This is a genomic window from Parafrankia elaeagni (assembly GCF_000374165.1).
Taxonomy (GTDB): domain Bacteria; phylum Actinomycetota; class Actinomycetes; order Frankiales; family Frankiaceae; genus Parafrankia; species Parafrankia elaeagni.
This window is the reverse complement of sequence record NZ_KB893714.1, coordinates 14,095-39,625: the sequence shown is the minus strand read 5'-3', so window position 1 is coordinate 39,625 and position 25,531 is coordinate 14,095. Positions and strand designations below refer to the sequence as shown.

At 71.6% G+C, this 25,531-nt stretch carries 21 protein-coding genes and 1 tRNA gene; 10 read left to right on the top strand and 12 right to left on the bottom strand.

Annotated elements, in window-relative coordinates; translation table 11 throughout:
* Positions 1-68: 68 nt before the first annotated feature.
* On the bottom strand, positions 69-923 hold the full coding sequence (locus B207_RS0109075) for a SigE family RNA polymerase sigma factor (RefSeq protein WP_230204929.1): 855 nt from the start codon (positions 921-923) through the stop codon (positions 69-71).
* 451 nt (positions 924-1,374) lie between these two features.
* Here B207_RS0109075 and B207_RS38115 point away from each other — a divergent pair, with 451 nt between their 5' ends.
* The 3 genes from B207_RS38115 to B207_RS0109065 all read left to right on the top strand — a co-directional run bounded on the left by B207_RS38115 (position 1,375) and on the right by B207_RS0109065 (position 3,478).
* Positions 1,375-1,761, top strand: a complete 387-nt coding sequence (locus B207_RS38115) for a hypothetical protein (protein ID WP_084692061.1) — start codon at positions 1,375-1,377, stop codon at positions 1,759-1,761.
* An 84-nt stretch (positions 1,762-1,845) separates the two neighbouring features.
* Positions 1,846-2,838, top strand: a complete 993-nt coding sequence (locus B207_RS0109070; protein ID WP_154675234.1) for an NAD(P)H-quinone oxidoreductase — start codon at positions 1,846-1,848, stop codon at positions 2,836-2,838.
* A gap of 79 nt (positions 2,839-2,917) precedes the next feature.
* Positions 2,918-3,478 carry a bacterial proteasome activator family protein gene (locus B207_RS0109065; protein WP_026310857.1) on the top strand — a complete coding sequence of 187 codons (561 nt, stop codon included), beginning with the start codon at positions 2,918-2,920 and terminating at the stop codon, positions 3,476-3,478.
* Between the two features lie 115 nt (positions 3,479-3,593).
* On the opposite strand, the gene B207_RS0109060 is transcribed toward B207_RS0109065, so the two are convergent.
* From B207_RS0109060 to B207_RS36770, 3 genes are all read right to left on the bottom strand, one after another.
* The gene (locus B207_RS0109060; protein WP_035740361.1) at positions 3,594-5,159 is read right to left on the bottom strand and encodes a metallopeptidase TldD-related protein; all 1,566 of its coding nucleotides are present in this window, start codon (positions 5,157-5,159) and stop codon (positions 3,594-3,596) included.
* Positions 5,156-6,727 (bottom strand): TldD/PmbA family protein, encoded by a 1,572-nt coding sequence (locus B207_RS0109055; RefSeq protein ID WP_018636209.1) that lies wholly within the window; start codon positions 6,725-6,727, stop codon positions 5,156-5,158. The genes B207_RS0109060 and B207_RS0109055 overlap by 4 nt, the downstream gene beginning before the upstream one ends.
* Positions 6,728-6,799: 72 nt before the next feature.
* Positions 6,800-7,924, bottom strand: coding sequence for a hypothetical protein (locus B207_RS36770; protein WP_018636208.1), 1,125 nt, complete (start codon positions 7,922-7,924; stop codon positions 6,800-6,802).
* Between the two features lie 624 nt (positions 7,925-8,548).
* Here B207_RS36770 and B207_RS0109045 point away from each other — a divergent pair.
* Positions 8,549-8,749, top strand: coding sequence for a hypothetical protein (locus B207_RS0109045; RefSeq protein WP_018636207.1), 201 nt, complete (start codon positions 8,549-8,551; stop codon positions 8,747-8,749).
* A gap of 705 nt (positions 8,750-9,454) precedes the next feature.
* Positions 9,455-10,366 carry a helix-turn-helix domain-containing protein gene (locus B207_RS0109040; RefSeq protein ID WP_018636206.1) on the top strand — a complete coding sequence of 304 codons (912 nt, stop codon included), beginning with the start codon at positions 9,455-9,457 and terminating at the stop codon, positions 10,364-10,366.
* Positions 10,367-10,386: 20 nt separating this feature from the next.
* On the opposite strand, the gene B207_RS0109035 is transcribed toward B207_RS0109040, so the two are convergent.
* Complete coding sequence (locus B207_RS0109035) at positions 10,387-11,193, bottom strand: Cof-type HAD-IIB family hydrolase (RefSeq protein ID WP_035740368.1); 807 nt, start codon at positions 11,191-11,193, stop codon at positions 10,387-10,389.
* A gap of 118 nt (positions 11,194-11,311) precedes the next feature.
* Between B207_RS0109035 and B207_RS42300 the strand changes: the two genes are divergently transcribed.
* The 3 genes from B207_RS42300 to glsA all read left to right on the top strand — a co-directional run bounded on the left by B207_RS42300 (position 11,312) and on the right by glsA (position 14,446).
* On the top strand, positions 11,312-11,704 hold the full coding sequence (locus B207_RS42300; RefSeq protein WP_018636204.1) for a phosphoribosyl-ATP diphosphatase: 393 nt from the start codon (positions 11,312-11,314) through the stop codon (positions 11,702-11,704).
* A gap of 67 nt (positions 11,705-11,771) precedes the next feature.
* Positions 11,772-12,617, top strand: a complete 846-nt coding sequence (hisG, locus tag B207_RS0109025) for an ATP phosphoribosyltransferase (protein ID WP_026310855.1) — start codon at positions 11,772-11,774, stop codon at positions 12,615-12,617.
* 20 nt (positions 12,618-12,637) lie between these two features.
* Positions 12,638-14,446 (top strand): glutaminase A, encoded by a 1,809-nt coding sequence (gene glsA / locus B207_RS0109020; RefSeq protein ID WP_035740360.1) that lies wholly within the window; start codon positions 12,638-12,640, stop codon positions 14,444-14,446.
* A 34-nt stretch (positions 14,447-14,480) separates the two neighbouring features.
* On the opposite strand, the gene folE is transcribed toward glsA, so the two are convergent.
* The 5 genes from folE to dacB form a co-directional block, all read right to left on the bottom strand.
* Entirely contained in the window at positions 14,481-15,257 is a 777-nt protein-coding gene (gene folE, locus B207_RS0109015) for a GTP cyclohydrolase I FolE (protein WP_018636201.1), read from the bottom strand.
* Complete coding sequence (gene ftsH, locus B207_RS0109010) at positions 15,254-17,467, bottom strand: ATP-dependent zinc metalloprotease FtsH (protein WP_026310854.1); 2,214 nt, start codon at positions 17,465-17,467, stop codon at positions 15,254-15,256. The genes folE and ftsH overlap by 4 nt, the downstream gene beginning before the upstream one ends.
* A 236-nt stretch (positions 17,468-17,703) precedes the next feature.
* On the bottom strand, positions 17,704-19,419 hold the full coding sequence (gene hpt / locus B207_RS0109005; protein ID WP_026310853.1) for a hypoxanthine phosphoribosyltransferase: 1,716 nt from the start codon (positions 19,417-19,419) through the stop codon (positions 17,704-17,706).
* Between the two features lie 102 nt (positions 19,420-19,521).
* Entirely contained in the window at positions 19,522-20,709 is a 1,188-nt protein-coding gene (locus B207_RS0109000; protein ID WP_018636198.1) for a zinc-dependent metalloprotease, read from the bottom strand.
* 163 nt (positions 20,710-20,872) lie between these two features.
* Positions 20,873-22,312: a D-alanyl-D-alanine carboxypeptidase/D-alanyl-D-alanine endopeptidase gene (dacB, locus tag B207_RS0108995; protein ID WP_018636197.1), complete on the bottom strand. Its 1,440-nt coding sequence runs from the start codon at positions 22,310-22,312 to the stop codon at positions 20,873-20,875.
* A gap of 584 nt (positions 22,313-22,896) precedes the next feature.
* Between dacB and B207_RS0108990 the strand changes: the two genes are divergently transcribed.
* Positions 22,897-23,430, top strand: a complete 534-nt coding sequence (locus B207_RS0108990) for an inorganic diphosphatase (protein WP_026310851.1) — start codon at positions 22,897-22,899, stop codon at positions 23,428-23,430.
* Positions 23,431-23,699: 269 nt separating this feature from the next.
* Here the strand turns inward: B207_RS0108990 and B207_RS0108985 are convergent.
* Positions 23,700-23,771: transfer RNA gene (locus tag B207_RS0108985), tRNA-Thr, on the bottom strand.
* 388 nt (positions 23,772-24,159) lie between these two features.
* Between B207_RS0108985 and B207_RS0108980 the strand changes: the two genes are divergently transcribed.
* On the top strand, positions 24,160-24,891 hold the full coding sequence (locus B207_RS0108980) for a response regulator transcription factor (RefSeq protein WP_018636195.1): 732 nt from the start codon (positions 24,160-24,162) through the stop codon (positions 24,889-24,891).
* Here the strand turns inward: B207_RS0108980 and B207_RS0108975 are convergent.
* Entirely contained in the window at positions 24,851-25,513 is a 663-nt protein-coding gene (locus B207_RS0108975; protein WP_026310850.1) for a histidine phosphatase family protein, read from the bottom strand. The two genes, B207_RS0108980 and B207_RS0108975, sit on opposite strands and share 41 nt — an antisense overlap.
* Positions 25,514-25,531 lie beyond the last annotated feature (18 nt).

Genomic DNA, 25,531 nt, shown 5'->3' with positions numbered 1-25,531 from the left:
CCCGGCGCCGATGCCGGCGACCTGGCCGGGAGCGGCGCGGTCGCGGGCAGACAGCTGCCCGAGTGCCCTCAGCTCTCACTGCCACGGAGCCGGCCGTGTGCCTCGCCGTCCCGAAGCCGGTGCAGCGCGGACCGGGTGGCGGCCGCGGGGTCGCCCGCTCCGGCGGGACGCCGTCGTGAGCGTGGAGCGACGGCGCGGCGTGCGCCCGGTTTGTGGGCTGGCGGCGCGGCCTGTTCCCGCCGGCGGGCCGGCCCCGCCGGCAGGTCGGGCGGAAGCAGGTCCGGACAGGTGCCGAGCAGGCGCTCGAGCTCGACCACCGCCTTGGACGTCTGACTCTTGACGGTGCCGGTGGAGATGCCCAGGACCCGGGCGGTCTCCGCCTCGGACAGGTCGAAGGCATAGCGCAGGACCACGCAGGCCCGCTTCCGCACGGGCAGCGCCATCAACGCGGCCCGCAGGTCGACGGCGGCGGTCAGGTCGCCGCCGTCGGTCGCGTGCCCGGAGCTGTCGGCGAGCATGCCGAGCATGGTCATGCCGCGCCGCTCGCGGATCACCCGACGCAGCCTGCTGGTAGCGAGATTCGCGACGATGCGCCGTACGTAGGCGATGGGGCTGTCCGCCGCGCTGACCCTGTCCCAGCGGGACCACGCGGCCGTCAGAGCATCGGCGGTCAGGTCGTCAGCGACATCGTGGTCGCCGGTCAGCAGGTAGGCGAACCGGGCAAGTTCCCGATGGTGGCTGGCGAAGAAGTCCTGGAACTCGGCGGCTCCTCGGTCTTCTGCCATGGGCCGGCCCTGCGCCAGTTGGTCCTCCAACGCCGGATCCAGAAACGAGGAGTCCGGATCCAGAAACGAGGAGTAAGGACTGCCTGTTCCCAGTCGGGCGGGATGGGCATCAATCTTGGTGCCGCTGTCCACGCTCACCCGGCACACTCCCCCGGCTGGTTTCGGTGATCTCGTGTGTCACGGTGGTCCGGCGGCGGAAACGCGCTCCCCGACGGACACGGCCAGGGCCGGGTCAACGGGCGTTGCATCACCGCACACTGGACGGTACTCCGTGTCAGAAGTATCGCGAAAGGGGTACAACGGGACTAAATCGCATCGAGTTGAAGTCGCTGTCTGGTTCCCCGGACAATCGGACCCAAGCGCGGCCGGGCCGGGCGCCCATGGGCTCGGCGTCATCGGCGTCATCGGCGTCATCGGCGTCATCGGGGTCAGTCGCGCGGCGGGGCCGCGGCGCGGTGGGGCGCAGGCGCGGTGGGGCGCAGGGGGGGCGGACGGCGTCGCACGTGCGGCCTGGCGCGGAAGCGGCGGACCGGCCGCCGGGCAACCGCGGCGATGTTCCCCGCCCCGTGATCCGGGGTAGGCGAGCCCTATGCCCCCACTGACTGAAGCAACGTCGCCTGACCCGACGCGGGGACCGGCGTCGGGGCAGACGTGGCCGGCCACGAGGCCGGCGGCCTTCGCGGCGCTGGCCGACGCGGCCCCTGCCGCTCCGGAGCCCGCCGCTCCGGCACCTGCCCCAGGGGCACCGTGCGAGGCAGCCCCGTCCGCGGTCGGTGCGTCCGCGGCCGGTGCGTCCGCGGCGGGTGCGTCCCCGCGCCGCTCCGACCCGCCTCCCCTCGACCCGGACGCGCCGATCCCCGACGATCCCGGCCCGCTGCTTCCCGACAGCCCTGATCTGCCCCCGGCGCCGCACGAGCCGTCGCCGTTCACGCCGCCGGCACCCGAACGCCCCGAGCCGGAGCCCGAACCCGTCTGACGGGTTCCAACCCGCCTGACGGAGCGTGGCCGGGTGCACGCGCCCGGCCGAGTGCGGGGCCGGGCTCGCCGTACAGTGGCACTCGTGCATGCGGTGACGGTGAGCGCGCCCGGTGGCCCTGACGTCATGAGCTGGGCGGAGGTGCCGGACCTGCCGGCGCCCGGTCCCGGCGAGGTCACACTCGACGTCGTGGCCACCGCGGTGAACCGGGCCGACCTGCTGCAGCGCCAGGGCTTCTACCCGCCACCGCCGGGCGTCAGCGACACCATCGGCCTGGAGTGCTCGGGTCGGGTCCGTGCGGTGGGCAGCGGGGTCACGGAGTACGCCCCGGGCGACGAGGTGTGCGCCCTGCTTGCCGGCGGCGGGTACGCGAGCCAGGTCACCGTGCCGGCCGGGCAGCTGCTCCCCGTGCCCGGAGGAGTGAGCCTTCTGCATGCCGCCGGCCTTCCGGAGGTGGCCTGCACCGTGTACTCCACGGTCTTCGAACGGGCCGCCCTGGCGGACGGCGAGGTCTTCCTGGTCCACGGCGGCGCATCCGGCATCGGGACGTTCGCGATCCAGGCCGTGCGGGCGCTGCGACCCGCCGCTGTGATCGCGACGACCGCGGGCAGCCCGGAGAAGCTGGCGCGCTGCCGGGAGCTGGGCGCCGACATCACGGTCTCCTATCGCGACGAGGACTTCGTCGACCGTGTCCGGAAGGCCACTGACGGGCACGGAGCGGACGTCATCCTGGACAACATGGGAGCGTCCTACCTGGAGCGCAATGTCTCGCTGCTCGCCGCGGACGGCCGCCTCGTCGTGATCGGGCTGCAGGGCGGAACCAAGGGCACCCTGAACCTGTCGGCGCTGCTGCCCAAGCGGGCGAGCGTGCACGCGCTTTCCCTGCGGGCCCGCCCGGCGGAGCAGAAGGCACGGATCGTGGCGGGCGTCCGTGAGACGTTCTGGCCGGCCGTTGCGCAGGGGCGCATCCAGCCGGTGATCGACCGTGTCCTGCCCATCGCGGACGTCGTCGAGGCCCATCGGCTGGTGGAGGGCCTCGGCCACGTGGGCAAGGTCATCCTGGAGGTCGGCGGCTGAGCTGGTGTCCGCTCCCGCGCCGCGTGGCGGCGAGGCCACGCCGGTGGACTCGTGCGATCAGAAGGGCAGGATGGACGGCATGACAGACCAACCGAAACCCCGCATCGTCGTTGTCGGCCCGGACGGCGCGCTGCAGGAGGTTCGCGGCGCGGTCGGTGCACCGATCGCACCCGCCACGGAAGCCGGCGTGGACGGCGAGAGCACGGGAGAGGCCAAGAACCCCTTCGCCGACATGGTGTCCCAGCCTGACAAGGTGATGCGCATCGGCACCATGATCAAGCAGCTGCTGGACGAGGTGCGGGCAGCACCGCTCGACGACGCCAGCCGCAACCGGCTCCGCCAGATCCACCAGAGTTCGATCATCGAGCTCTCGGACGGGCTCGCGCCGGAGCTGCGCGAGGAGCTCGCCCGGCTCTCGCTGCCGTTCGACGAGAACGCCACCCCGTCCGACGGGGAACTGCGGATCGCGCAGGCGCAGCTGGTCGGCTGGCTCGAGGGGCTCTTCCACGGGCTGCAGACCGCACTGTTCGCGCAGCAGATGGCGGCACGCGCACAGCTCGAGGAGATGCGCCGCCGTGCGCTCCCGAGCGGGCAGCAGCCGCCGAACGGCGGAGAGCCCTTCGGCGGCACCTACCTGTAGGTCGGCAGCCGGGCGGGCCTCCGGCCAGGCGTCCCAGCCCCGGAGCGGGTGTCGCGGGCCGGCGGCAACCGGCCCGCGACACCCGGTTCAGCTCGCCCGTTTCAGCTCGCCCGGTTCAGCTAGCCGGGCTCACCGAGCTCATGTTGAAGTCGGGGATCCGCAGCACGGGCATGCGGGCCAGGGTGAACCAGTCGGCCCACTCGCGGGGCAGCGTCCGTTCGGTGGCACTGATCTGCGCCGCGCGCCCGAGCAGGTCGACCGGGGACTCGTTGAACCGGAAGTTGTTCACCGCGCCGACGACCTCGCCGTGCTCGACCAGGAAGACGCCGTCCCGGGTGAGGCCGGTGAGCAGGAGCACCTCCGGATCCACCTCGCGGATGTACCAGAGGCAGGTCAGGAGCAGACCGCGCTCGGTCGAGGCGATCATCTCCTCGAGGCTGGCGGTACCGCCGCCGTCGAGCAGCAGGTTGTTGACGAACGGGGTCACTGCCGCGCTCCCGCCCGCTCCGCCCGTGCTGCCGCTGCCGCTGGCGCTGCCGCTGGCGCTGCCGCTGCCGGTGGCGGTCGGGCCGGCGGTGCGGGCCGACGCGCGGGTCTGCACCAGCGCGTTGAGACGTCCATCGAGGATCCAGTCGGTCGGCCCCAGCGGCAGGCCGTTGTCGAAGACGCTCGACGTGGCGGAGGCGCCGGCGGCGGTGACGAACGGCGTGGTGGCCAGGTCCACGGCGCCCGGGTCACTCCACAGCCGCAGGCCGGCCGGGCCGATCGACTCGCCCACCCGTGTCCCGCCGCCGGCCCGGCTGAACACGGTGCGCCCCTCGGCCGCGTCCCGGCCGGCGGCCGACCAGTACAGGTTGACCATGAGATCCGCGACGGCGGACGGTGGCAGCAGTGTCTCGTACCGGCCGGCCGGAAGGTCCAGGGACCGGTCGCACCAGGCGAGCCGGGCCCGCAGCCGCGCGTCGGTCGCGGCGACGTCCACATCGGTGAAGTCGTGGGTGGACTGGCCGTGCCACACGGAGCCACCGGGCGCGCTGCTCTTGGCGTTCCACTCCACCGAGCCGGTGGGCTGGCTGTGTCGCAGGCGCAGCCCGGTCGAGGTGCCGAGCCAGGTGGTGGTCAGGTCGTGCTCGGCGAAGCCGAACAGACGGCGGTTCTCCGCCCGCGCCGACCCGAAGATCTCGGCCAGGTCACGCGCGAAGGCCGTGAACACCGCGCTGCTGGTCCGCTCGGCGGGGTCGGTGAAGGATCCGGCGGCCAGGGCCGCGGCAGCCGGGGGGAGCAGGTCGCTGTAGTCCTCGGCGTCGTCCGATTCGCGGGCGGCGGCCTCCGAGGCCCGGACCAGCGCCTCCAGCCCGGCCAGGTCACCGGCGTCACCGGCCGCGGTCCCACCGGTCCCACCGGTGTCACCAGCCACCCGGACGGTGCCCGGCCCGTCCACGGTGGAGGTGGTGCGTACGCCGAAGGAACGCCCGACAATGCTGATCACCGTCACCGAGCGGTCGCGTGCGGCGCCGTTCGTGGTGAGGGTGTTGTTGGCCCACCGCAGGTTGACGGTGCTCGTCTCGCTGGCGATGACGACCGCCCCGTCCGCGCGGGAGAGCTCCAGCGCCCGCTCGACGATCTCGTGCGAAGCCCGGATCCCGCGAGCCGTCCTCGTCACCGGGAAACCTCCGCTCATCGCCCGCCCTCACGGCGGGTGTTCAGGATGTTGACATCGCGGAACAGGGCCGAGGGGCAGCCGTGGCTGACCGCGGCGACCTGCCCGGGCTGGCCCTTGCCGCAGTTGAACGCCCCGCCCAGCACGTAGGTCTGCGGGCCGCCGACAGCCTCCAGCGAGCCCCAGAAGTCGGTGGTGGTCGCCTGGTAGGCCAGGTCGCGGAGCTGGCCGACGAGCTGTCCCCTGCGGATCTCGTAGAAGCGCTGCCCGGTGAACTGGAAGTTGTACCGCTGCATGTCGATCGACCAGCTCCGGTCACCGACGACGTAGATCCCGTGGTCCACCCGGCTGATCAGCTCCTCGGTGGACGGGCCGCCGGGCGCGGGCAGCAGCGACACGTTCGCCATCCGCTGGATCGGCACATGGCCCGGGGAGTCCGCGAACGCGCAGCCGTTCGACCGGTCCACCCCGAGCGCGGCCGCGTTCTGGGCAGCCATCCGCCGGTCGAGCTGGTAGCCGACAAGGACCCCGTTCCGGACGATGTCCCACTGGCCGGTCCGCACCCCCTCGTCGTCGTAGCCGATGGTGGCGAGGCCGTGGGGGGCGGTCCGGTCGCCGGTCACCGTCATGGCCGGAGAGCCGTAGCGCAGCGAGCCGAGCTGGTCGAGGGTGGCGAAGGACGTCCCGGCGTACGCGGCCTCGTAGCCGAGCGCGCGGTCGAGCTCGGTGGCGTGCCCGACGGACTCGTGGATCGTCAGCCACAGGTTCGACGGGTCGATGACCAGGTCGTAGCGGCCAGGCTCGACCGAGGACGCCTTCGCCTTCTCGGCCAGCAACGACGGGATCAGGTCGATCTCGGACTCCCAGTCCCAGCAGCCCGCGGCGGGCCCGCCCACCATCCACTCCCAGCCGCGGCCGACCGGCGGGGCGATGGTGCGCATCGTCTCGAAGCCGCCCGCCGGGTCGACCCGCGTCGCCTCGATCTGGCAGAGCACCCGGACCCGCTGCTGGCTGGTGTCCGTGCCGGCGAGATCGGCGTAGAACTTGTTCTCCATGACGGCCTCGAACCGGCCGTCCACATGGTCGACGTCCTGGGCGGCGTACAGCGTCCGGCACAGGCCGCCGACCCGATCGACCTGCTCACGCGGGTCGATCATGAACGGGTCCGCGGCATAGGCGGAGACCCAGGTGGCGCCGGTGTGGACGGGCTCGCCGGCCAGCTCCACCGCCTCGGAGTTGAGCGGCGCGGCCACCTTCGCCATGGCCACCGCCTCGCGGGCCACCCGGACGGCCTCGTCCGCCGTCAGGTCGACCCCGGCGGCGAATCCCCAGGTCCCCCCGTGCACGACCCGGACGGCGAAGCCGGCGGTGACGCCGTCGGAGCGGCTTTCCAGCCCGGCATCGCGGAAGGACAGCCCGGATTCCTTCAGCCGCTCGACGCGAATGTCGGCGTGCGTGGCACCGAGGTCGCGCGCGGTCTGCAGTGCGGCGTCCGTGAGCGTCGCGGTGGGAAGCGCGCGGAACTCCTCGTCGATGTCGTGCGGCGGCAGGGGCGGTGCGGCCGGATGACCGGGAACGGAAGTCGCCATGCCCCTATCCTCGCCTGCCCGCCGATCAACCGCGCCGCGGCGTGCGTCCGCGCCCGGCGGCGCGTCGCCGGATCAGCTCCGCAGGCGAGGCCGGTCGGGCGGGTGCTCTCCGGGCTGGCGGCGGGCCGGGCGGGGATGCCGGCCGTCGTCGCCCAGGTCGGGAGACGGAGGAACCGGTGGCCGCGGCGGGATCAGCACGCGGTGTTTCGCCACTGGCGCGCGGGGGCGCTCCCGGTCCTGCTCCGCGGTGCCGGTGCCGGTGCCGGTGCCGTCGGCCGCGGCGCGCGATGCCGGCTGACCGGACGCCGGCCGGTCGGCCTGGATCCCCACGACCGCCCACCGGGCTTCCGCCTCGCGGACGGCTGCCACCAGGGTCTCCATACGCGTGGCCGGTTCCCGCCCGCCGAAGAGATCCAGCATGTTTGTCAGCGCACAAACGAAGTGACGGGTGTCCGGCGCCAGCACGTCGACCTTGGCGGGACGTCCGGGCCGATGTCTGACGGCGCTCAGGTAGAGGCGCGTGACCCGGCCGATGCGCGCGTTCAGGTTCTCGAGAATCGGCTCGTCCCAGGACCGCCGGGAGCCGTGGGGGAGGACGACGAGGGCCTCGCCCTCCCGGCCTTCCTGCGGGTCGAACACGTCCGGCCAGCCGTCGTCGTCGGCTGGCCCGGCACAGGTCGCCACGTCGTCGAGAACCGTGATGATCGTGGGCTGGTCATCGACCTGGCGGCGCGGCGCGGGCAGTGGTGTGTGGGTCCAGCGCGAGGCGGTCAGGTCCGGTCGGGCCCGGGTGGTGGTGCCGCCGCTGCCGCCCGCGGCCGGCCCGGCGCTGCGCCGTTCGTACCGGCGGGCCCACAGTGCCCAGACCGCGGTGCCGAGCAGAACGAGTACCAGGCCCAGCACCGTCAGCACGAGAGAGCCACCGTCGAGACCATCGCCCGGAGCCCGCTCGGCGAGATGCTCCGGCGGGACGCCCGGCGTGGCGGCGCCACCACCCGTCGCTGCCCCGTCGGGTTCGCGGGCGGCGAGTTCTCCGACGCCGGCCGCGCCGGCGAGAAGCAGGGTGAGCACAATGAAGAGGAAGGCGGCGCGGAACTTCCGGAGCCGGGCGGTGAAGACGGTGAGCGCCACACCGAGGAGAGCCGCTGCTCCGACCGAGAGGACGGGGTGCGGCCCGTTGAAGGCGAGCACGTTCATTCCTGTTCTCCCCCGCACGATTTGTCGAGGGATGTGACCTGGTGGGCCAGTGCCAGCGGGTCGGCCGTTACGCCGTCCGGGCGAGACTTCGCGTGACCGGGCTTCACGTGACCGGGCCTCGTGCGACCCGGGCCGGTGCGACTCGGCCTGGGTGGAGAGATGAGCGCGTGGGACGCCCCCTGCGGCTCCGTGCAGCGTCGTCTCGCGGACTGCCGCGCCCCCGTGTCCGTCATCCGATGCACCTCCTAGGGTGCGGGAGGATCTGTGGAACGCCCTGGTAGTTCCGCCAGGGGTCTGCGAATCGTCACTCCTGCCGACCTGAATCACAAGGTCTTTTGGGCGAATAATCCTTGATCTTTGCCGGATCACGTCTAAAGTCGATATTCGACTACGCTCAGATGTTGCATGGTCGCTCTTTGTGTGTGACACCTTTTGTTTGACGCATCTAATTCACCGTAATTGGTGAATCTTTTGCATTATTGGTATTCGGGGGCGGTGTGTGTGACTTTATGGTCTACTCGCCCTGACTCCCCCACGCGAGAACGGCGATGCTGTTCGCTGGAGCCCGGTGGCGCCTGTCTGCGACCGGCCGGTGGTCGGGAAAACGGAAAAGAGGTCACCACGATGCGCCTGACCCCTCTGACCGCCAGCTGCAACACCAGTGGATGCCCGGCCGTCTTTCTGAGCGACTCGGGTTTCATCCTGGTTCAGGGTGATCGCGTGGACCGGCCGCCGGCTGCTGCCCGTCTCTCGCCGGGGGAGGCCCTCGTGGTGATCCCGCTGGATGTGTTCGAGGAGGCGGTGCGCCGACTCCGCGCGCTGTGACCGGCCAGGCCTTTCGCCGCAGACCGACCCTGGTCGTCCAATGTGTCGTACATCATACCGACCCGGTCTGTTGCCGGGGCCGAGAGTGATGGTGGATCTCGTGGCTGATGCGGCGAGCGGAGGTCGTGCGGCAGTCGTGGCGCGACCCCGTCGGCGACCCGGGTCGCCTCGCCGTCCCGACCCGACCCCTGTCTTTCGTTACCAATAATCCCTTCGCGATCACGGAACGTGTTTCTTCGGTGTCGTGTCGCAGCGTGCCCTGCTGTCGGGCGCCCGACGGCGCGACTATATTCGGTCGTCTCCGGGCCCTGGTCCCGAGTAATTCGGCTGGCCGCCCGCATAATGCCCTCGATTCGGGCTAACATCCGTGGCGGCCGGCGGTTCGTAGAGCTGACAGTCAGGAGTCACGGAGCAATGGAGCTCACCCCGTTGGTCGGCACGGCCTGCCGCGGGTCGGGATGCCCGACCGTGTACACAACGGAGAGTACCGACCTGGTTGTGCAGGGTTATGTCGTCCCGGATCAACGCGGAGCCGGCGAGGTGCCGGAAGGTGAGACTCTGGTGCGTATTCCCCGCCAGCTGCTTGTTGACGCCATGCGGGAGCTTTCTGTCGGGGGCCGACTTCCAGCCAACGGATAGCGCGGCCGTCGAGGGTCCCCCGGCTGCTGGCTGACCCGCCGCACGGACCGTACCGAGGTGTCAGCGATGGACAATGCCCCCGGCGCGTCACACCGCAACGACGAGGCCGCCCGTGAGGGCGCCCCGTCGGCGGTCAGTATCGGCCGGACCCTGGGCTCCCTGCGGCGGGAACGCGGGCTGACAGGTGAAGCCCTCGGCGCCAAGGTACACATGAGCCAGGCGAAGATCTCCAAGCTGGAGCGCGGCCAGCTCACGCCGACCCCGACGGACGTCGAACGCATCGCCAGGGCGTTGGGCATGTCCGAAAGCGCGTACCGCGGCCTGGTTACCGACGCGGAGCAGCTGCGGGCCTCTGCCGGCAGGAGGACGACAGGTCGCCGCCAGGGCGGCGGTGTCGAGCAGCTCGACTACTTCACCGAAGAGGGACGGGTGCGGGAGCTGCGCAGCTACGAGCCCGTCGCCGTGCCCGGTCTGTTGCAGATCAGTGAATACACCCGTCGCCTTTTGAGTGCCTATCTCGCGATCGAGTACGCGGAGGACGCCAGCGAAGAGGAGTGGGACACCCGGACCGCGGCCACGGTGTCACTGCGGGCGCAGCGACAGGAACGGCTGTACGAACCCCGGCGGACATTCGACTTCGTCATCATGGAATCCGTGCTTAGTAATCGTTTTGCGCCGCCGGCTTACATGCTGGCGCAGATCGACCGTATCGAGAAGGTCGCAGAGCTCGACAATGTCATGGTGCGGGTGGTTCCGCGGACGGTCGAGCTGCGATTCCCACCGGCCCATGGTTTCACCCTGCTGGACGACCGAATGGTCCTGCTCGAGTCGGTCGAGGCCACGATGGTGCGTGAGCGACGCACGGTGGACTTCTATCGTCGCGTACACGACTACTTCGTGGCGAACTCCGAGGCCGACCTGGAACCGATCCTCGCCGAGTACAAGACCCTGTACGCGGACCTCGCCCGGCCTCGATGAGCCCGTCAGGGAGGAGCGCGTCAGGGGAAGAGACGCTCCAGGACGAGCGCGACGCCGTCCTCGTCGTTCGACGCGGTGACCTCGTGGGCGGCGGCGAGGACGTCCGGGTGGGCGTTCGAGACCGCCACCGCATGCCCGGCCCAGGCGAACAAGGGCAGGTCGTTCGGCATGTCCCCGAACGCGACGACCTGCGCCGGCCGGATTCCGAGGTCCTGGGCGAGCCTGGCCAGAGCCACCGCCTTCGACACTCCCGGCCCGGCGATCTCGATCAGGTCGGCGCTCGACATCGTCACCGCCGCGTCCGTCCCGGCGAGTTCGACGATCGTGCCGTAGACGTCGACCATCGACGCGCCGCCGCGGCGGACCAGGAGCTTCGCCGTGGGCAGGCATTCGAGGAGCTCACGGAAGCTGGCGACCATCTCCTCCGGATCGGGCCACATGGTGCTGAAAGCGGGTTCGCGCCCGAACCGCAGGCCGCTTTCCACCGCAAAGGCGACCCCTGGGATCATTTCCCGGATCGCGCTCGCGAGTTTCACCGCGGCGGCGGACTCCAGGATCGTCTCCCGCACCGACACGCAGGTGTCGAGGTCGTAGACGAGTGCCCCGTTGGCGCAGATGGCCAGGCCGGTCGCCGCCGTCTGGCGGACGATGTCGGCCATGACGCGGGTGGGGCGGCCCGTGACGAACACGACGGTGGCGCCGGCGTCTTCAACACGGCGCAACGCGTCCCTCGTCCGGTCCGAGACGGTGCCGTCACTGCGGATCAGGGTTCCGTCCAGGTCGGTGGCGACGAGCGCAGTCCGGGACACAAGTAATGAGTGAACCATCGGCGGGGATGGGACACCATCGCCCAGGAGGCCCAGGGGGTGTCGTCCTCCGGTCGCCCCATGTGCGACGGTGATCAGCGTGGGCTGCTGGTCGGGCCGCTGCGGGTAGCATGCGGGCATGGCCTTCTCCGACGCGTCCGATGCGTCTCGTCCGCCGGTGACCGGCGGCGAAGGGCGGCCGGAGCGGTTCGATCGGGTCGCGTCCGTTACCGCCTCGTCGCTCGCCGAGGGAGGCGAGGGCCGGGAAAGAAAAACATTTGACGAACTCTTTGTAGAGCTGTCTCGTAAATGGCAGGACAGGTCGCCCGGCTCGGGTACGGTCGCCGCGTTGGACCAGGGCGTGCATCATCTGGGCAAGAAGCTCGTCGAGGAGGCCGCCGAGGCCTGGATGGCGGCCGAGCACGAGGGCCGTGACCGGGCCGCCGAGGAACTCTCGCAGCTTCTGTACTGGAGCCAGCTGATGATGATTTCGCTGGGCCTTTCCCTGGACGACGTATACTCCCACCTGTGAGAACGTCCGGTTTTTCCGCGGCCACGGGTGCCGCGTGTGCCATGTGCACCGTTGGCGAGTGGTGATGATGCTGCGTATCGCGGTTCCGAACAAGGGCGGGCTCGCGGCTCCGTCCAGCCAGCTGCTGTGCGACGCCGGTTACCTGGCGCGGCGGGAGTCCGCCGAGCTGGTGGTGGCGGATCTTGAGAACGACATCGAGTTCTTCTTCCTCCGCCCGCGTGACATCGCCGTGTACGTCGGCACCGGTCGTCTGGACCTGGGGATCACCGGCCGTGACCTTCTGGTCGACAGCAACACCTCGGCGCAGGAGCTGGTCCAGCTGGGGTTCGGCCAGTCCACGTTCCACTACGCCGCACCGGCGGGGTCGCGCAGCGACGTCAAGGAGCTCGACGGCCTGCGCATCGCCACGTCCTTCCCCGGCCTGGTCCGCACCGACCTCGCCGGTCGGGGCCTCTCGGCGCAGATCGTCACGCTGGACGGCGCGGTGGAGACCGCCGTGCGGCTTGGCGTCGCGGACGCGGTGGCCGACGTCGTGGAGACGGGGCGGACGCTGCGCGCGGCCGGGCTCGAGCTCGTCGGAGAGTCGGTCCTGCGCTCCGAGGCGATCATGATCGCGAAGCGGGGAGCCGAGCTGTCGGCCGGGCATGAGCGGCTGCTGCGCCGCGTCCAGGGTGTTCTCGTCGCCCGGCGCTACGTGATGATGGACTACGACGTGCCCTCCTCCGTCCTGGAGAAGGCCTGCGACGTCACGCCCGGCTACGAGTCGCCGACGATCTCGCCGCTGCAGCGCGAGGGCTGGGTCGCCGTCCGCGCGATGGTGCTGAAGGCCGATGTCAACCGCACCATGGACGACCTGTGGGATCTGGGCGCCCGGGGCATCCTGGTCTCCGGCATCCAGGCCTGCCGCCTGTAGTGCCGTCCGGTGGCGGCCCGATGGAGAAGGTCCTCGCGGACATCCACAGGGCCTTCTCCGCGGACAGCTCCGGTGCCGTCGCCCGCTACATCCCCGAGCTCGCGACGGCCGACCCGTCCCTGTTCGGTCTCGCCGTCACCACGATGGACGGGCTGCACTACCAGGCGGGGGACAGCCATGTCCCGTTCACGATCCAGTCCGTCTCCAAGCCGTTCGTCTACGCCCTCGCGCTGCGCGACCGCGGGACGGAGAACGTGCTGGCCAGGGTCGGTGTGGAGCCCACCGGCGACGCGTTCAACGCGATCACCCTGGAGCCGGCGAGCGGCCGGCCCCTGAACCCGATGGTGAACGCGGGCGCGATTCTGACATCCAGCCTGGTGCGGGGGGCCGACCCGGGGGAGCGCTTCGACCGCATTCTGGCCGGCCTCTCGGCGTTCGCGGGTCGGCAGCTCACCGTCAACGAACGCGTCTTCACCTCGGAACGGGACACCGGCGACCGCAACCGCGCCATCGGCTTTCTGATGCGCGGGGCAGGTGCACTGCACGGTCCGGTCGACGAGATCTGCGATGTCTACTTCCGGCAGTGCGCGGTCGAGGTGACCGCGGCCGACCTCGCGGTGATGGCCGGGACGCTGGCCCGCGGCGGGATCAACCCGCGGACCGGCGAGCGTGTCCTCGACGAGGACCACGTCAACCACGTGCTGACCGTGATGGCCACCTGCGGCATGTACGACCGGGCGGGCACCTGGCTGTTCCGGGTCGGCCTGCCGGCCAAGAGCGGGGTGGCGGGCGGCGTCTGCGCGGTGCTGCCGGGGCAGCTCGGGATCGGTGTCTTCAGCCCGCCGCTGGACGAGGCGGGCAACAGCTACCGGGGTGTCCGGGCCTGCGAGATGCTGGCTTCGCGCTTCGCCCTGCACCTGCTCGCCCCGCAGGGGGAGCCGCCGCATCCGGTGCGGGGTACGCACCGCGGCGACGCACTCAGCTCCAAGCGCCTGCGTGGCGCCCGCGAGCGTGCCGTCCTGGCCCGGCGCGGCGCGGCGATCGTCATCCACGAGCTGCAGGGTGATCTCGGTTTCGCCAGCGCCGAGCGGGTCGTTCGCACAGTACGGGAGAACCAGGCCGGGGCGCGCTGGGTGCTGCTGGACCTACGCCGGGTCGCCGCTGTCCGCGAGCCGGCCGTCGAGCTGATCCGCGTCCTGGTGGACGATCTGGCGACCCGGGGCATCAGCGTCCTCTTCGCGGACCCGCGCGGGCTCCCGGGCGTCGAGCGGCTGATGCGCGGCATGGCGAACACCTCGCGGCTGCCCGACCTGGAGACCGCCCTGGAGCAGGCGGAGGAGGGGCTGCTGGCCGGCGCGGCACTCGTCACACCGCCGCCGACCGCGCATGTCGACCTCGGCGCGCAGGAACTGCTCGCGGACCTGGGGCCAGAGGAGATCTCCACGGTCGCGGCGGCGTGCGAGCGGCGTGCCTACGACGGTGGTGTGACCGTGTTCGACGAGGGCGAGCCGGCTGACGCCCTGTTCTTCGTCACCCGGGGGCTGGTCGACGCGCTGGCCCCGAACTCCGACGGCTCCCGGTGGTTCCGGCTGAGCTCCATCCCGGCCGGGAGCGCCTTCGGTGAGCTGGCACTGGTCGACGGCGGTCGGCGTTCCACCCGGACGGTGGTGGCGCAGGCCGCGACCTGCGAGGTTCTGACCGCGACCGCCTTCGAGGAGCTGCGGCGCACCTGCCCGGACGTGTACAACGCACTCGTCCGGGCGATTGCCCGCAGCCTGTCCTCCCAGCTCCGCCAGGCGACACTGGAGATCCAGTCGCTGGAGGAGTGAACAGCGGGCCATGCGGCCCGGCGGGGGCCTGTGGTCAGCGGCCCCGCATGATCAGTGACATGCCTTCGCTGCGGGTCGCCGGGCTGAGGAACTGGCCGCGCACCGCTGACGTCACCGTGGTCGCGCCGGGCTTGCGCACGCCCCGCATGGACATGCACAGGTGCTCGGCCTCGACGACGACCATCACCCCGCGCGGGTCCAGGACGTCGACGAGCGCGTCCGCGACCTGCGAGGTGAGGCGCTCCTGCACCTGCGGGCGGCGGGCGTACAGGTCGACCAGCCGGGCGAGCTTGGACAGACCGGTGATCTGCCCCTTCTCGTTCGGGATGTAGGCCACGTGCGCCTTGCCGGCGAAGACCACGAGGTGGTGCTCGCACAGCGACGAGAAGTCGATGTCGCGGACGAGGACCATCTCGTCGTGGCCCTCGTCGAACACCGTGGTGAGGACCTCGGCCGGGTCGCGGCCGAGCCCCTCGACGGCCTCCTGGTAGGCGCGGGCCACCCGGTCCGGCGTCTTGCGCAGGCCTTCGCGGTCCGGGTCCTCGCCGATGCCGATCAGCAGCTCGCGCACAGCGCGGGCGACCCGGTCGTGGTCGAACGGGCGGACCAGATCGGGCCGCTTCGGCCGTCGCCCGCCTGCGCCCTCCGCCAGGGTGCCCGCCCTGCCCGTTGCCCCCGTCTTTCCGGCAGGAGAGCCGTTCTCCGCGCCTGACCCTGCGAAGGCTTCACCGGGCTCGGTTCCGACGGATCCCGCCGCCGGGGCGCCGTCGTGGCGCGTGACAGTCCGCGCCTCGTCGGAATCGGAGCTCAACGGCGTCTCCTGTCGTCATCGTTGTCCCAGGTGGGAGGCGCCCACGGATTGGCGATCCGGGGTGATTCGGGCCCTGGGGCACCGCCCTGCCCCACGGGGCCGGCCGGGTCCTGCCCCGGCCCACCGGGCACCGGATCGCCGCTGGGCGGCGCCGGGTGCTGCGGAACGGCCGGGTCGGGTGCCCCCGCGGGGCGGACGGCATGGCCGCCGTTCCCGTTCCCGTTCGGCGCGCCGCCGTTCGTCGTGGTGTGGCCGGACGGTGCGCCCTTGACCATCTCCGTGACGCCCGACGGGACGAGGCCCAGCTCGGCCGGGGTCTGGACCGGCGGCCGGTCGGAGGGGATGCGTCGCCCGACACCCGTGTAGGAGCCGCGGCTGGGCCGCTTCTGGACGGTCGCGAAGACCTCGAGGAGGTCGTCCTTGCTCAGCGTCTCGATGTCCATCAACCGCAGGACCAGGTTGTCGAGGACGTCGCGGTAGGTGACCAGGATCTCCCACGCCTCGTCGTGCGCGGACTCGATGAGGCGGCGCACCTCGTCGTCGATCTCGCTGGCGACCTCTTCGGAGTAGTCCCGCTGGTGGCCCATGTCGCGGCCGAGGAAGACCTCACCGGACTCGCTGCCGAACTTGATCGCGCCCAGCTTGTCGCTCATGCCGTACTGGGTGATCATCGCGCGGGCGATCTGGGTCGCCTTCTCGATGTCGTCGCTGGCGCCGGTGGTGGGCTCGTGGAAGACGAGCTCCTCCGCGGTGCGGCCGCCAAGCAGGACGGCGAGCCGGTCAAGCATCTCCGACCTGGTCGACAGGTACTTGTCCTCCAGCGGGAGCTGCATCGTGTACCCGAGGGCGCGGCCCCGCGGCAGGATGGTGATCTTGTGTACCGGGTCGGCGTTGGGGAGGGCGTGCGCCACGAGCGCGTGACCGCCCTCGTGGTAGGCGATCCGCTTCTTCTCCTTGTCGCTCATCGCCCGGGTCTTGCGCTCCGGCCCGGCCATCACGCGGTCGATCGACTCCTCCAGCAGCGCGGAGGAGATGAACCGGACGTCCGACCGGGCGGCCAGCAGGGCCGCCTCGTTCAGCACGTTCGCGAGGTCGGCACCGGTGAAGCCGGGGGTGCGCCGCGCGATGATGAGCATGTCGACGTCCGGCCCGATGGGCTTGCCCTTGGCGTGGACCTTCAGGATCGCCTCGCGCCCGAGAAGGTCGGGGCGGTCGACGACGATCTGGCGGTCGAACCGGCCGGGGCGCAGCAGCGCCGGGTCGAGGATGTCGGGCCGGTTGGTGGCGGCGATCAGGATCACGCCGCCCTTCACGTCGAAGCCGTCCATCTCGACGAGGAGCTGGTTGAGGGTCTGCTCGCGCTCGTCGTGGCCGCCGCCCAGACCCGCCCCGCGGTGCCGGCCGACGGCGTCGATCTCGTCGACGAAGATGATGGCGGGAGCGTTCGCCTTGGCCTGCTCGAACAGGTCGCGGACCCGGCTCGCGCCGACACCGACGAACATCTCGACGAAGTCGGAGCCGGAGATCGAGTAGAAGGGAACGCCGGCCTCACCGGCGACCGCCCGGGCGAGCAGCGTCTTGCCGGTGCCGGGCGGCCCGTAGAGCAGCACGCCCTTGGGGATCTTGGCGCCGATGGCCTGGAACTTGCCCGGGTTCTCCAGGAACTCCTTGATCTCCTGGAGCTCCTCGATCGCCTCGTCGGAGCCCGCGACATCCGCGAATGTGGTCTTGGGTGTGTCCTTGCTGACCAGTTTCGCCTTGGACTTGCCGAAGTTCATGACGCGGTTGCCGCCGCCCTGCATCTGGTTCATGAAGAACAGCAGCAGGATCACGATGAGGACCACGGGCAGCAGGTTCAGCAGCAGTGAGACGAGGACGTTCCCGCGGTCGACGGTGACCTCGTACTTGATGTTCTGCTGCTTGAGCTCGTTGGCGAGGGTGAGCGCCTGCTCGGTCGCGAAGGACGACTCGTACTTCTGGCCGTTCCCCAGCTCGATCCGGATGATCTGCTTCGAGTCCTGGATCGTCGCCTCGGTGACCCGGGAGTCGGCCTCGGCGCTGGAGCTCTGGTCAATCTTCTGCTGGACGAAGCTGAGGTCCGTCTTCTCGTACTCACTGGGCCCGGAGAGCACCCCGGTCGTGAGGATGATCACGAAGAGGGCCAGGAGTAGCAGGGGCACCCAGCCGCGGAAGATTCGTCTTGGAGTCATCTGTTTGGAGCGCCGGACACAAGCGCTCCACCCTCCTGCCGTGTGTGCTGCCCTCGATCGGGATTCCCTTGTGCCGAGGGTACCGCCGGTACGCGCATCTCACCGCCCGTACATCCGAGCAACGGACCGCGGGGCCGCACTGTTCCATGGCCGCTCGACGGCCGCTCCTGGCCGCGCACCGGCGCCGGCCCCACGCCGGTGGCCCCGGGTGCCGCGGAGCTGACCCCCAGGCCGGGTCAGGCGCGCCGGGCGATCGCCTCGGGTGTCAGCGTCCCGACGAAGGGCAGGGTCCGGTAGTGCTCCGCGTAGTCGAGGCCGTACCCGACGACGAAGGCGCTCGGGATGTCGAAGCCCACGTACCGCAGGTCGACGTCGACGGTGATCGCCTCGGGCTTGCGGAACAGTGCCAGCACCTCGAGCGACGCCGGCCCCCGCGACCGCAGGTTCCGCAGCAGCCAGGACAGGGTCAGCCCGGAGTCGATGATGTCCTCGACGACCAGCACGTCCCGCCCCTCGATGGAACGGTCGAGGTCCTTGAGGATGCGGACCACACCGGAGGACGACGTCGTCGACCCGTAGGACGAGACGGCCATGAACTCCATCGTGATCGGCACGGTCAGCGCGCGGGACAGGTCCGCCATCACCATCACCGCGCCCTTGAGGACACCGACCAGGAGGATTTCGCGACCGGCGTAGTCCGCGTCCACGCGCGCCGCCAGTTCCGCGATCTTCGTCGCGATCTCCTGCTCGCTGACGAGGACGTCGCCGATGTCGGGATGGACCCGAGCCGGGGACACCTCCGCAGCGGGGATCGAGGTGCCGTCGTTGTCGGCCTTCGCCGTCGCCGCCTGGCTCACCAGCCTGTCCTCCTGGTCGGGTGCTGGGTGGACCGGCCCGGCGACGCCCGGTTCCGCGGGTTCGGCGGGAATCGGCGCGTCTGGACCGGCGATGGCGATCCTGCCACCAGTCCGGCGTGCCAGCACGCCTGACGGGAGCGGGACCGGCTTCTGCCCGCGCCAACGGGTCACAAGTTCCTCGACCGCCCAGATGTGCGAGGCACGCAGCGCGGAGGCTGACGAGCCCGCGCTCAGCGCGGCCCTGCGCAGCACCCGGCCTCGCACCGCCCGGGAAAGGGGGGCCAGCGCCTGGACGTCGAGCTCCACCCGCGCCGGACGGAGCGCCGCCTGCGCCGGGTCGGGCTCTGCCGGGGCCTGCGGCGGGGCAGTGGCGGTGAGGCCGAGATAGGCGTCGTCGGCCAGCGCCTCCAGCGCGTCAGCGTCCGCCCGCAGCAGGTCCGCGGTGCGGGCCAGCGCCTCGGCGATACCGGGCCCGAGCTCAGCCTCCAGGACGGGTAGCACCGTCGCGCGGGTACGAGCCCGGGCGAACGCCGGGTCGGCGTTGGTCGGGTCCTCCCAGAAGGGGAGGTCGAGGAACTGACAGGCCTCGCGGGTATGTGCCCGCCGCAGGCCGAGCAGCGGCCGGCGGACCAGGCCGTCGGCGGCGGGCATGCCGCTCAGTGAGCGTGCCCCGGAGCCGCGTGCGAGCCGCAGCAGCACGGTCTCGGCCTGGTCGTCGAGGGTGTGACCGAGCAGCACGGCGTGCGCCTGCAGCCGCCTGGCTGCCGCGAGCAGGGCAGCCCGGCGGGCGTCCCGCGCGGCGCCCTCGGAACGGGGCGTGGGTGCCGCCAGGATCTCGACCGGGGACAACCCCAGGCTCTCGCCCTGCGCTGCGACCCCGGCCGCGCGGGCGGACGACGTGTCGTCCCAGGCGTGGTCCACCGTCAGCAGGCCGGCGCGCAGTGCGCGGCGGGGCGCGACGAACGCCAGGGCGGCGGCGAGAGCCAACGAGTCGGAGCCGCCCGAGCAGGCGACGAGAACGAGCCCGCCGGGCGGAATGTCGGCCACCGCGTCGCGGACGGCCAGCCGCACCGCCGACAGCGACGGCGCCGGCATGCCCGCAACGGACGCCGAGGCCGGGCCGGGGGCGGGCCGGGCCGCCGTCACAGCGGTCGCCCGCGCTGCCCGCGCTGCCCGCCGTTCACACGGACCGGGCCGTCACGCGGACATCGACGGCCGGGTGCCGAGCACCCGAAGCATCCAGGCCCCCGGGTCGGCCAGCTCCGGACGGGTGGGCAGTGTCTGCGGCGACTGCCACACGTGGTTGAACCCCCCGACCCCGACCTCGGCCACGACGGCCCGGACGAAGGCGCCGCCCTGCCGGTACTGCTGCATCTTCAGGTCCAGCCCGAGCAGGCGGCGCAGGAACCGGTCGATGGGTGAGCCGCCGGAGCGCCGGTTGTCGAACTTGGCGCGGATGTCGGCCACCGTCGGGACGACCTGCGGGCCGACCGCGTCCATGACCTGGTCGGCGTGGCCCTCCAACAGGGTCATCAGCGCCTGCAGGCGATCCAGGACCTCGCGCTGCGCCGGTGTCTGCAGGGCCTCGACCACACTCGTCGTCTCCGGGCCGTGATCGCGGACCGCGCTGCGCAGTGCGGTGACAGCGGCCCGCACCCGGTCGGCCAGCACGTCCGGATCGAGGTCGGTGGCGGCGATGAACGCCGTGATCTCGGACTCCAGGTGCTCCCGCAGCCAGGGAACGGCGGTGAACTGGCTGCGGTGGGTCTGCTCGTGCAGGCACACCCAGAGTCGGAAGTCGTGGGGGACGACGTTGAGCGTCTCCTCCGCGTGGGCGATGTTGGGGGCCACCAGGCTCAGCCGGCCGACCGGAAGCACGACCGACGCCGCCAGGGCCGCCGCGTCGAGGGCCGACCCCGGCGCCGCACCCGCGGCGGGCCTGGCGAGCAGCGGCGACCCGGCCCCGCTGCCGCCCTCCTCGTACTCCTCGGGTGGGAGGAAGATCTCGAACTGGCCGAGCACCTTCCCGGCCAGGTAGGCGAGCGCCGACCCGATCTGGATGCCGGTGACCCGCCGACCCAGACTGGCCGAGAGACGGCCCCGGCTCTGCTCGGACAGCTTGCCCATCAGCGGGGCGGTGGCCACCCGCAGCCCGGCGACGTTGGAGCGCACCCACTCGGGACGGTCGACCACCGCGATCGGCGTGGCCGGACCGGCGGGAACCAGCCGGGTGTACTCCTGAACATGGCCCTCGGCCACCACTGCGAGTCGCCGCAGCTCCGACACGATCTCGTCCGCCTCCGCGCGACTGCGCTGCGGGCCGGGTCGGACGAGCTTTTTCGCCGTTGTTACAGCGAGTCCCCAGTCGACCAGCTCAGCGTCCACGAATACGAGCGTACCGGGCCTGTGCCCACCTGGCCCGCCCGATCGGACGATCCTGTCCGTGCAGCCGAGGTCGACCAGCACTTTTTTCAAATGATTTCTGGAAAAGCTCACAGATGCCTGAAGGCAATACTCTGATCTCCCCGCGTTCCGGCGGACGAGCAGTTCAGCCCTGCGGCAGCGGCGGCACGGAGGACCCCGGCAGGGCCGGGCGGGTCGGCGGGGACGCCGCCGCCGGGCACCCGCAGGAGGCGAGTGCTGTGGCCACCCGGTCCAGCGCCATCTTGGTGAGGCCCTGCTCCTCGACCGGGGCGAACAGGCCGAACAGCAACAGCCGCCCGTCGGCGTCGGTGACCACACCGGCCAGACTCGTCACAATGCGCAGGCTGCCGGTCTTCGCCCGCACGACACCGGCGGCCGACGAGGTGTCGGCCGCCCCGTAACGATCCCCGAGGGTTCCGGTGAACCCTGCGACCGGCAGCCCGGACAGGACGGTCCGCAGCGCGGGATGCCCAGGCATGACCGCGGTTCGCAGGGCGGCGACCAGGGTCGCCGGGGCGATCCGGTTGTCGATCGACAGGCCGCTGGTGTCCCGCAGGACCGCGCCCTCGGTCGGGATGCCCGCGTCGCGCAACGCGCCCAGCACGCCCTGGGCCGCCCCGTCGAAGGTCGCCGGCAGCCCCCGGGCCACGGCGACCTGCCGGCCCAGGCTTTCCGCCAGGTCGTTGTCCGAGTCGGTGAGCATGCGCTCGACCAGGACGGCGATCGTCGGGCTGTCTACCGAGCCGACCTCGTGCGCGGCGGGATCGGCGCGGCCGATGGTCACCGCGCCGACGGGAACCCCGGCGGCGCCGAGCGCCGCGGCGAACGCCCCGGCGGCGGCGGCGTCAGGTGTGGGTGTGCGCGGCCCGCCCGCGCCCGGCGCGGACCGCCCGGCGTCCACCTCGAGGGCGGAGACCGGGGTGACGTTTCCGTCCGAGACGTAGCCGTCCCGCCAGCCGGCAGCGGTCGTCGGGCCGGAGTACGCGGTGCCGTCACCGATCACCGTGCCGACCGCCGTGATGCCGGCGTCGTGCACCTGGCGGGCGAGGTCGCTCAGGCGGGCCGCGGGCGGGTAGCCGGCCGGGCCCGTGCTGGCGGTCAGGGTGGGATCGCCGCCGCCGACCAGCCACAGGGTGCCGCCCGGTGTGGTGGCAGCGCCGCCGGCCGGGGGGAGGTAGACCGCTCGGGTGGTGAGGGTGGTGTCCGGATCGAGCGCGGTGAGCGCGGCGGTGGCCGTCGCGATCTTGATCGTGGAGGCCGGGGCGGTCGGCGTGGTGGCCCGATGGGTGACCAGTACCTGACCGGTCAGCGCGTCGACCACCAGCGCCGCGGGATCGCCGAGGATCGGGTCGGCGAGCGCGCCGGCCAGCCGCGCGGCCACCGCGGCGGGGTCGGCCTTCGGGGCGTCCGGGTCCAGGCCGGGCAGGGCCGACGCCTCGGCGCGGGGCCCCGCGAGGGGAGGGGCCGAGCTGCCGGGGGTCGGCGCGGGCGCGGTCGACAGCGATCCGGCCAGCAGCGCGCCGGCGAGGGCCGTGAGGCCACCGGTCCGCGCGGCCAGCGGCACTGATGTCACCCGCGGAAGATTACGCAGCCCCGCAGCTCCCGGACAGCCCTGTGCCGCGCACGCCCGTATTGACACGGTGGGGATCTTGTTCGGCATGCCGGGACGGGCTCGATCTCCCGGGAACGGCGTCGTCGTTTCCGGCCGCGGCCGGTCGGCCGGCGGCCGGGTCGCGTGGGCTCCGGACGTGGGGGAACATCTCCCTCACATCGGCGGGGCGGGTGCGTTCGGGGGGAGAAACGGCCGGCGGATCTCCGCCGGACAGCTGGTGTGGGGTACGAAGAAGACCACACTTCCGGGCTCGCGCAGAGGTGCAACGGGCACGATGTACCGGACGGGGTACCGGACGGGCGCGACATCCGGCCGCGGTGACCGGCGAGTCGGGGGCCCGACCGGGCCCCCGCCACGTCCCGCCGTCGCGCGCAGGGCACAGTGGACCCGCACGCACTCCGGTCACGGCCGGGTGCCAGGCAGCCGGCCCGCGAGGTATGCGCGGCGTTTGCCCGGCGCGAGGTGGGACCAGCGTGCGTACGGCAGAACAGATCCGGCCGTCGGCGCCGGACGGACCGAAGGAGACAGGGAACGGCGTGGACCTTGAGTTCGATGTGACCATCGAGATCCCCAAGGGGCAGCGCAACAAGTACGAGATGGATCACCACACCGGGCGTATCCGGCTCGACCGGATGCTGTTCACGTCCACCCACTACCCGTCCGACTACGGGTTCATCGAGGGCACCCTCGGTCGGGACGGTGACCCGCTCGACGCGCTCGTCCTGCTGGAGGAGCCGACGTTCCCGGGCTGCCTGGTGCGGTGCCGGACCATCGGAATGTTCCGCATGACGGACGAGAAGGGCCCGGACGACAAGGTCCTGTGCGTCCCGGTCGCGGACGTCCGCCAGGAGCACCTGCGTGACATCCGTCACCTTCCGGAGTTCGACCGGCTGGAGATCCAGCACTTCTTCGAGGTCTACAAGGACCTGGAGCCCGGCAAGTCGGTGGAGGGCGCCTCCTGGGTCGACCGCCGCGACGCCGAGAAGGAGATTCTCGACTCGATCACCCGACTCAAGGACTCCGAGGCCGAGCATGGTGCTGACGATGCCGAGCACGCCCGCACGGCGTGACCGGAGTGTGACGCCCGCACGCTGAGATCTGGGCGTGCCGTCGCGGGCGGCTGGTGGGGAAACAACCCGCCGGCCGCCCTTTTCCGTGTGGGACGAGGCTCCGGGGCGGCCCGCAGTACGCGTCGGCACGTTGTGCGGGCCAGCACGTAGCAGGCCGGAACGCTGTGGGCCGGTCGCTGCACGGGTTCGCGGGACGGTTCCGGCTGTGCGCACCGAGCTGCCGGCGGGAGGCTCGCGCTCGGGGCTCTCCCCGATCAGAACTGAATGTGAGCCGGAGGCGGGGATTGAACCCGCGACCTATCGCTTACGAGGCGATTGCTCTGCCACTGAGCTACTCCGGCGACTGCTGGGCGAGTGCGGGTTCACAGACACCGTCACCGCCCTGCCCGCACGAGTATGCCAGACGGGAGCCCGGTGGCGATCGGCACCCGCGGCCGGGGTTGCGCATCCACCCACAGCCGTTCGCATCCCGTGACGCACCCGGTGGGCCGCCGGTCGCGTGCCGACGTCGGGACGTCACTGATCTGACGTTCTGAGCAGTAAGCCACGCGAGGTGGACCGTCGGTTGCCCCGCAGAAGGGCCGAGATCGGGACGTGCACTGATCGCATGTCGGGCAGGGCTTTCCGTGACGAAATCGCGAGCGGTTCTCCGGACGGGTCGGTCTGAAGGTGCCGAAAAGGCACCCCCGGTCGCAGTGGCTCCGGTGAGGTTGCGTAGGGTTTCGCTCCATGACCGGGGCCGGGGAAGGTGCGCCAGGAACGACGCGCGGAGCGTCGCTGCTGATTGCCGAAGACGACGAGGCATCGCGGATCGCACTGGCGCGCAGCCTTGAGCGATTCGGGTACCGCGTGCTGGAGGCTGCGGACGGCGAGGCGGCGCTGCGGCTGTTCCAGACCACCGAGGTGGATCTCGTTGTGCTGGACGTGGCAATGCCGAGGATGGACGGCTTCGCCGTCCTGAGTCGGCTGCGGCAGACCAGCGAGGTTCCGGTGATCATGCTCACCGGCCGTGCCGAGGAGGTTGACCGGGTTGTCGGCCTCGAGCTGGGCGCCGACGACTACGTGGTCAAGCCGTACTCGCTGCGTGAGCTGGTCGCCCGGGTCCGCGCCCGGCTGCGCCGCCGGCCCGTGGAGGCCCCGCCGCAGCGCACGGGCGACGGCAACGAGCCGCTCGTCTACGGCGACGTCTCGATCGACCTGCGGGCCCGTGAGGTGGCCGTCGCCGGCGAGCGGGTGGACCTGACCGCACGCGAGTACGAGCTGCTGGCCTTCCTGGCCCGGCACCCTCGCCGGGTGTTCAGCCGGGAGGAGCTGCTGGAACAGGTCTGGGGGACCCGGTTCCAGGATCCAGCCACCGTGACCGAACATGTGCGGCGCGTGCGGACCAAGGTCGAGGGCAGACCGCCACAACGCCGGCTCGTCACCACACTGCGGGGAATGGGCTACCGCTTCGATCCGTGAGTTCGATCGGCTCGCGGAGCTCCTTGTCGTCGAGGTCCAACTCGATGATCGACCCGTTCGGGACGGGGTTGCCCCGCTGGTGCTCCCGGTAGCCGCCCATGTCGAGGCGGTCGACACTGCCCGCGCGGCTGCGCAGGCACCAGTCCACCGCGCGGATGAACATTCCGTGGCTGAAGACCACGACGAGGCCATCGGGGATCAGGCTCAGCCGGGCCAGCAGCCGATCGGCGCGGTCCATCAGCCCGGCGAACGACTCGCAGCCGAGATCCGGCCGGTCGACCGCATACGGGTTCGCCGCGTGCCAGTACGTCTCGGCGAACGGCGCGCGCTCCCGGTCACTGAGGTTCTGGCCGTGCAGGCTGCCCAGATAGGTGAACTCCTGCACCTCCCAGATCTCCTCGGGCACGGTGGGGAACCTGCGGGAAGTCGGCCGGGCGGTGCGCCGAGCCCGCAGGAAACTCGAGGTCACAACCAGCGACGGGGCGCGCGGAACCGCGTCGGCCACGACGTCGGCCTGCCGCAGACCCAGCTCGGTCAGCGCGATGTCATGCGGATCCGCGGTCGGCAGACCCGCGTTCGCCATGCTCTCCCCGTGTCTTACCAACCACGTCAACCGTCCCACGGTGCCCCCCGGATCGTG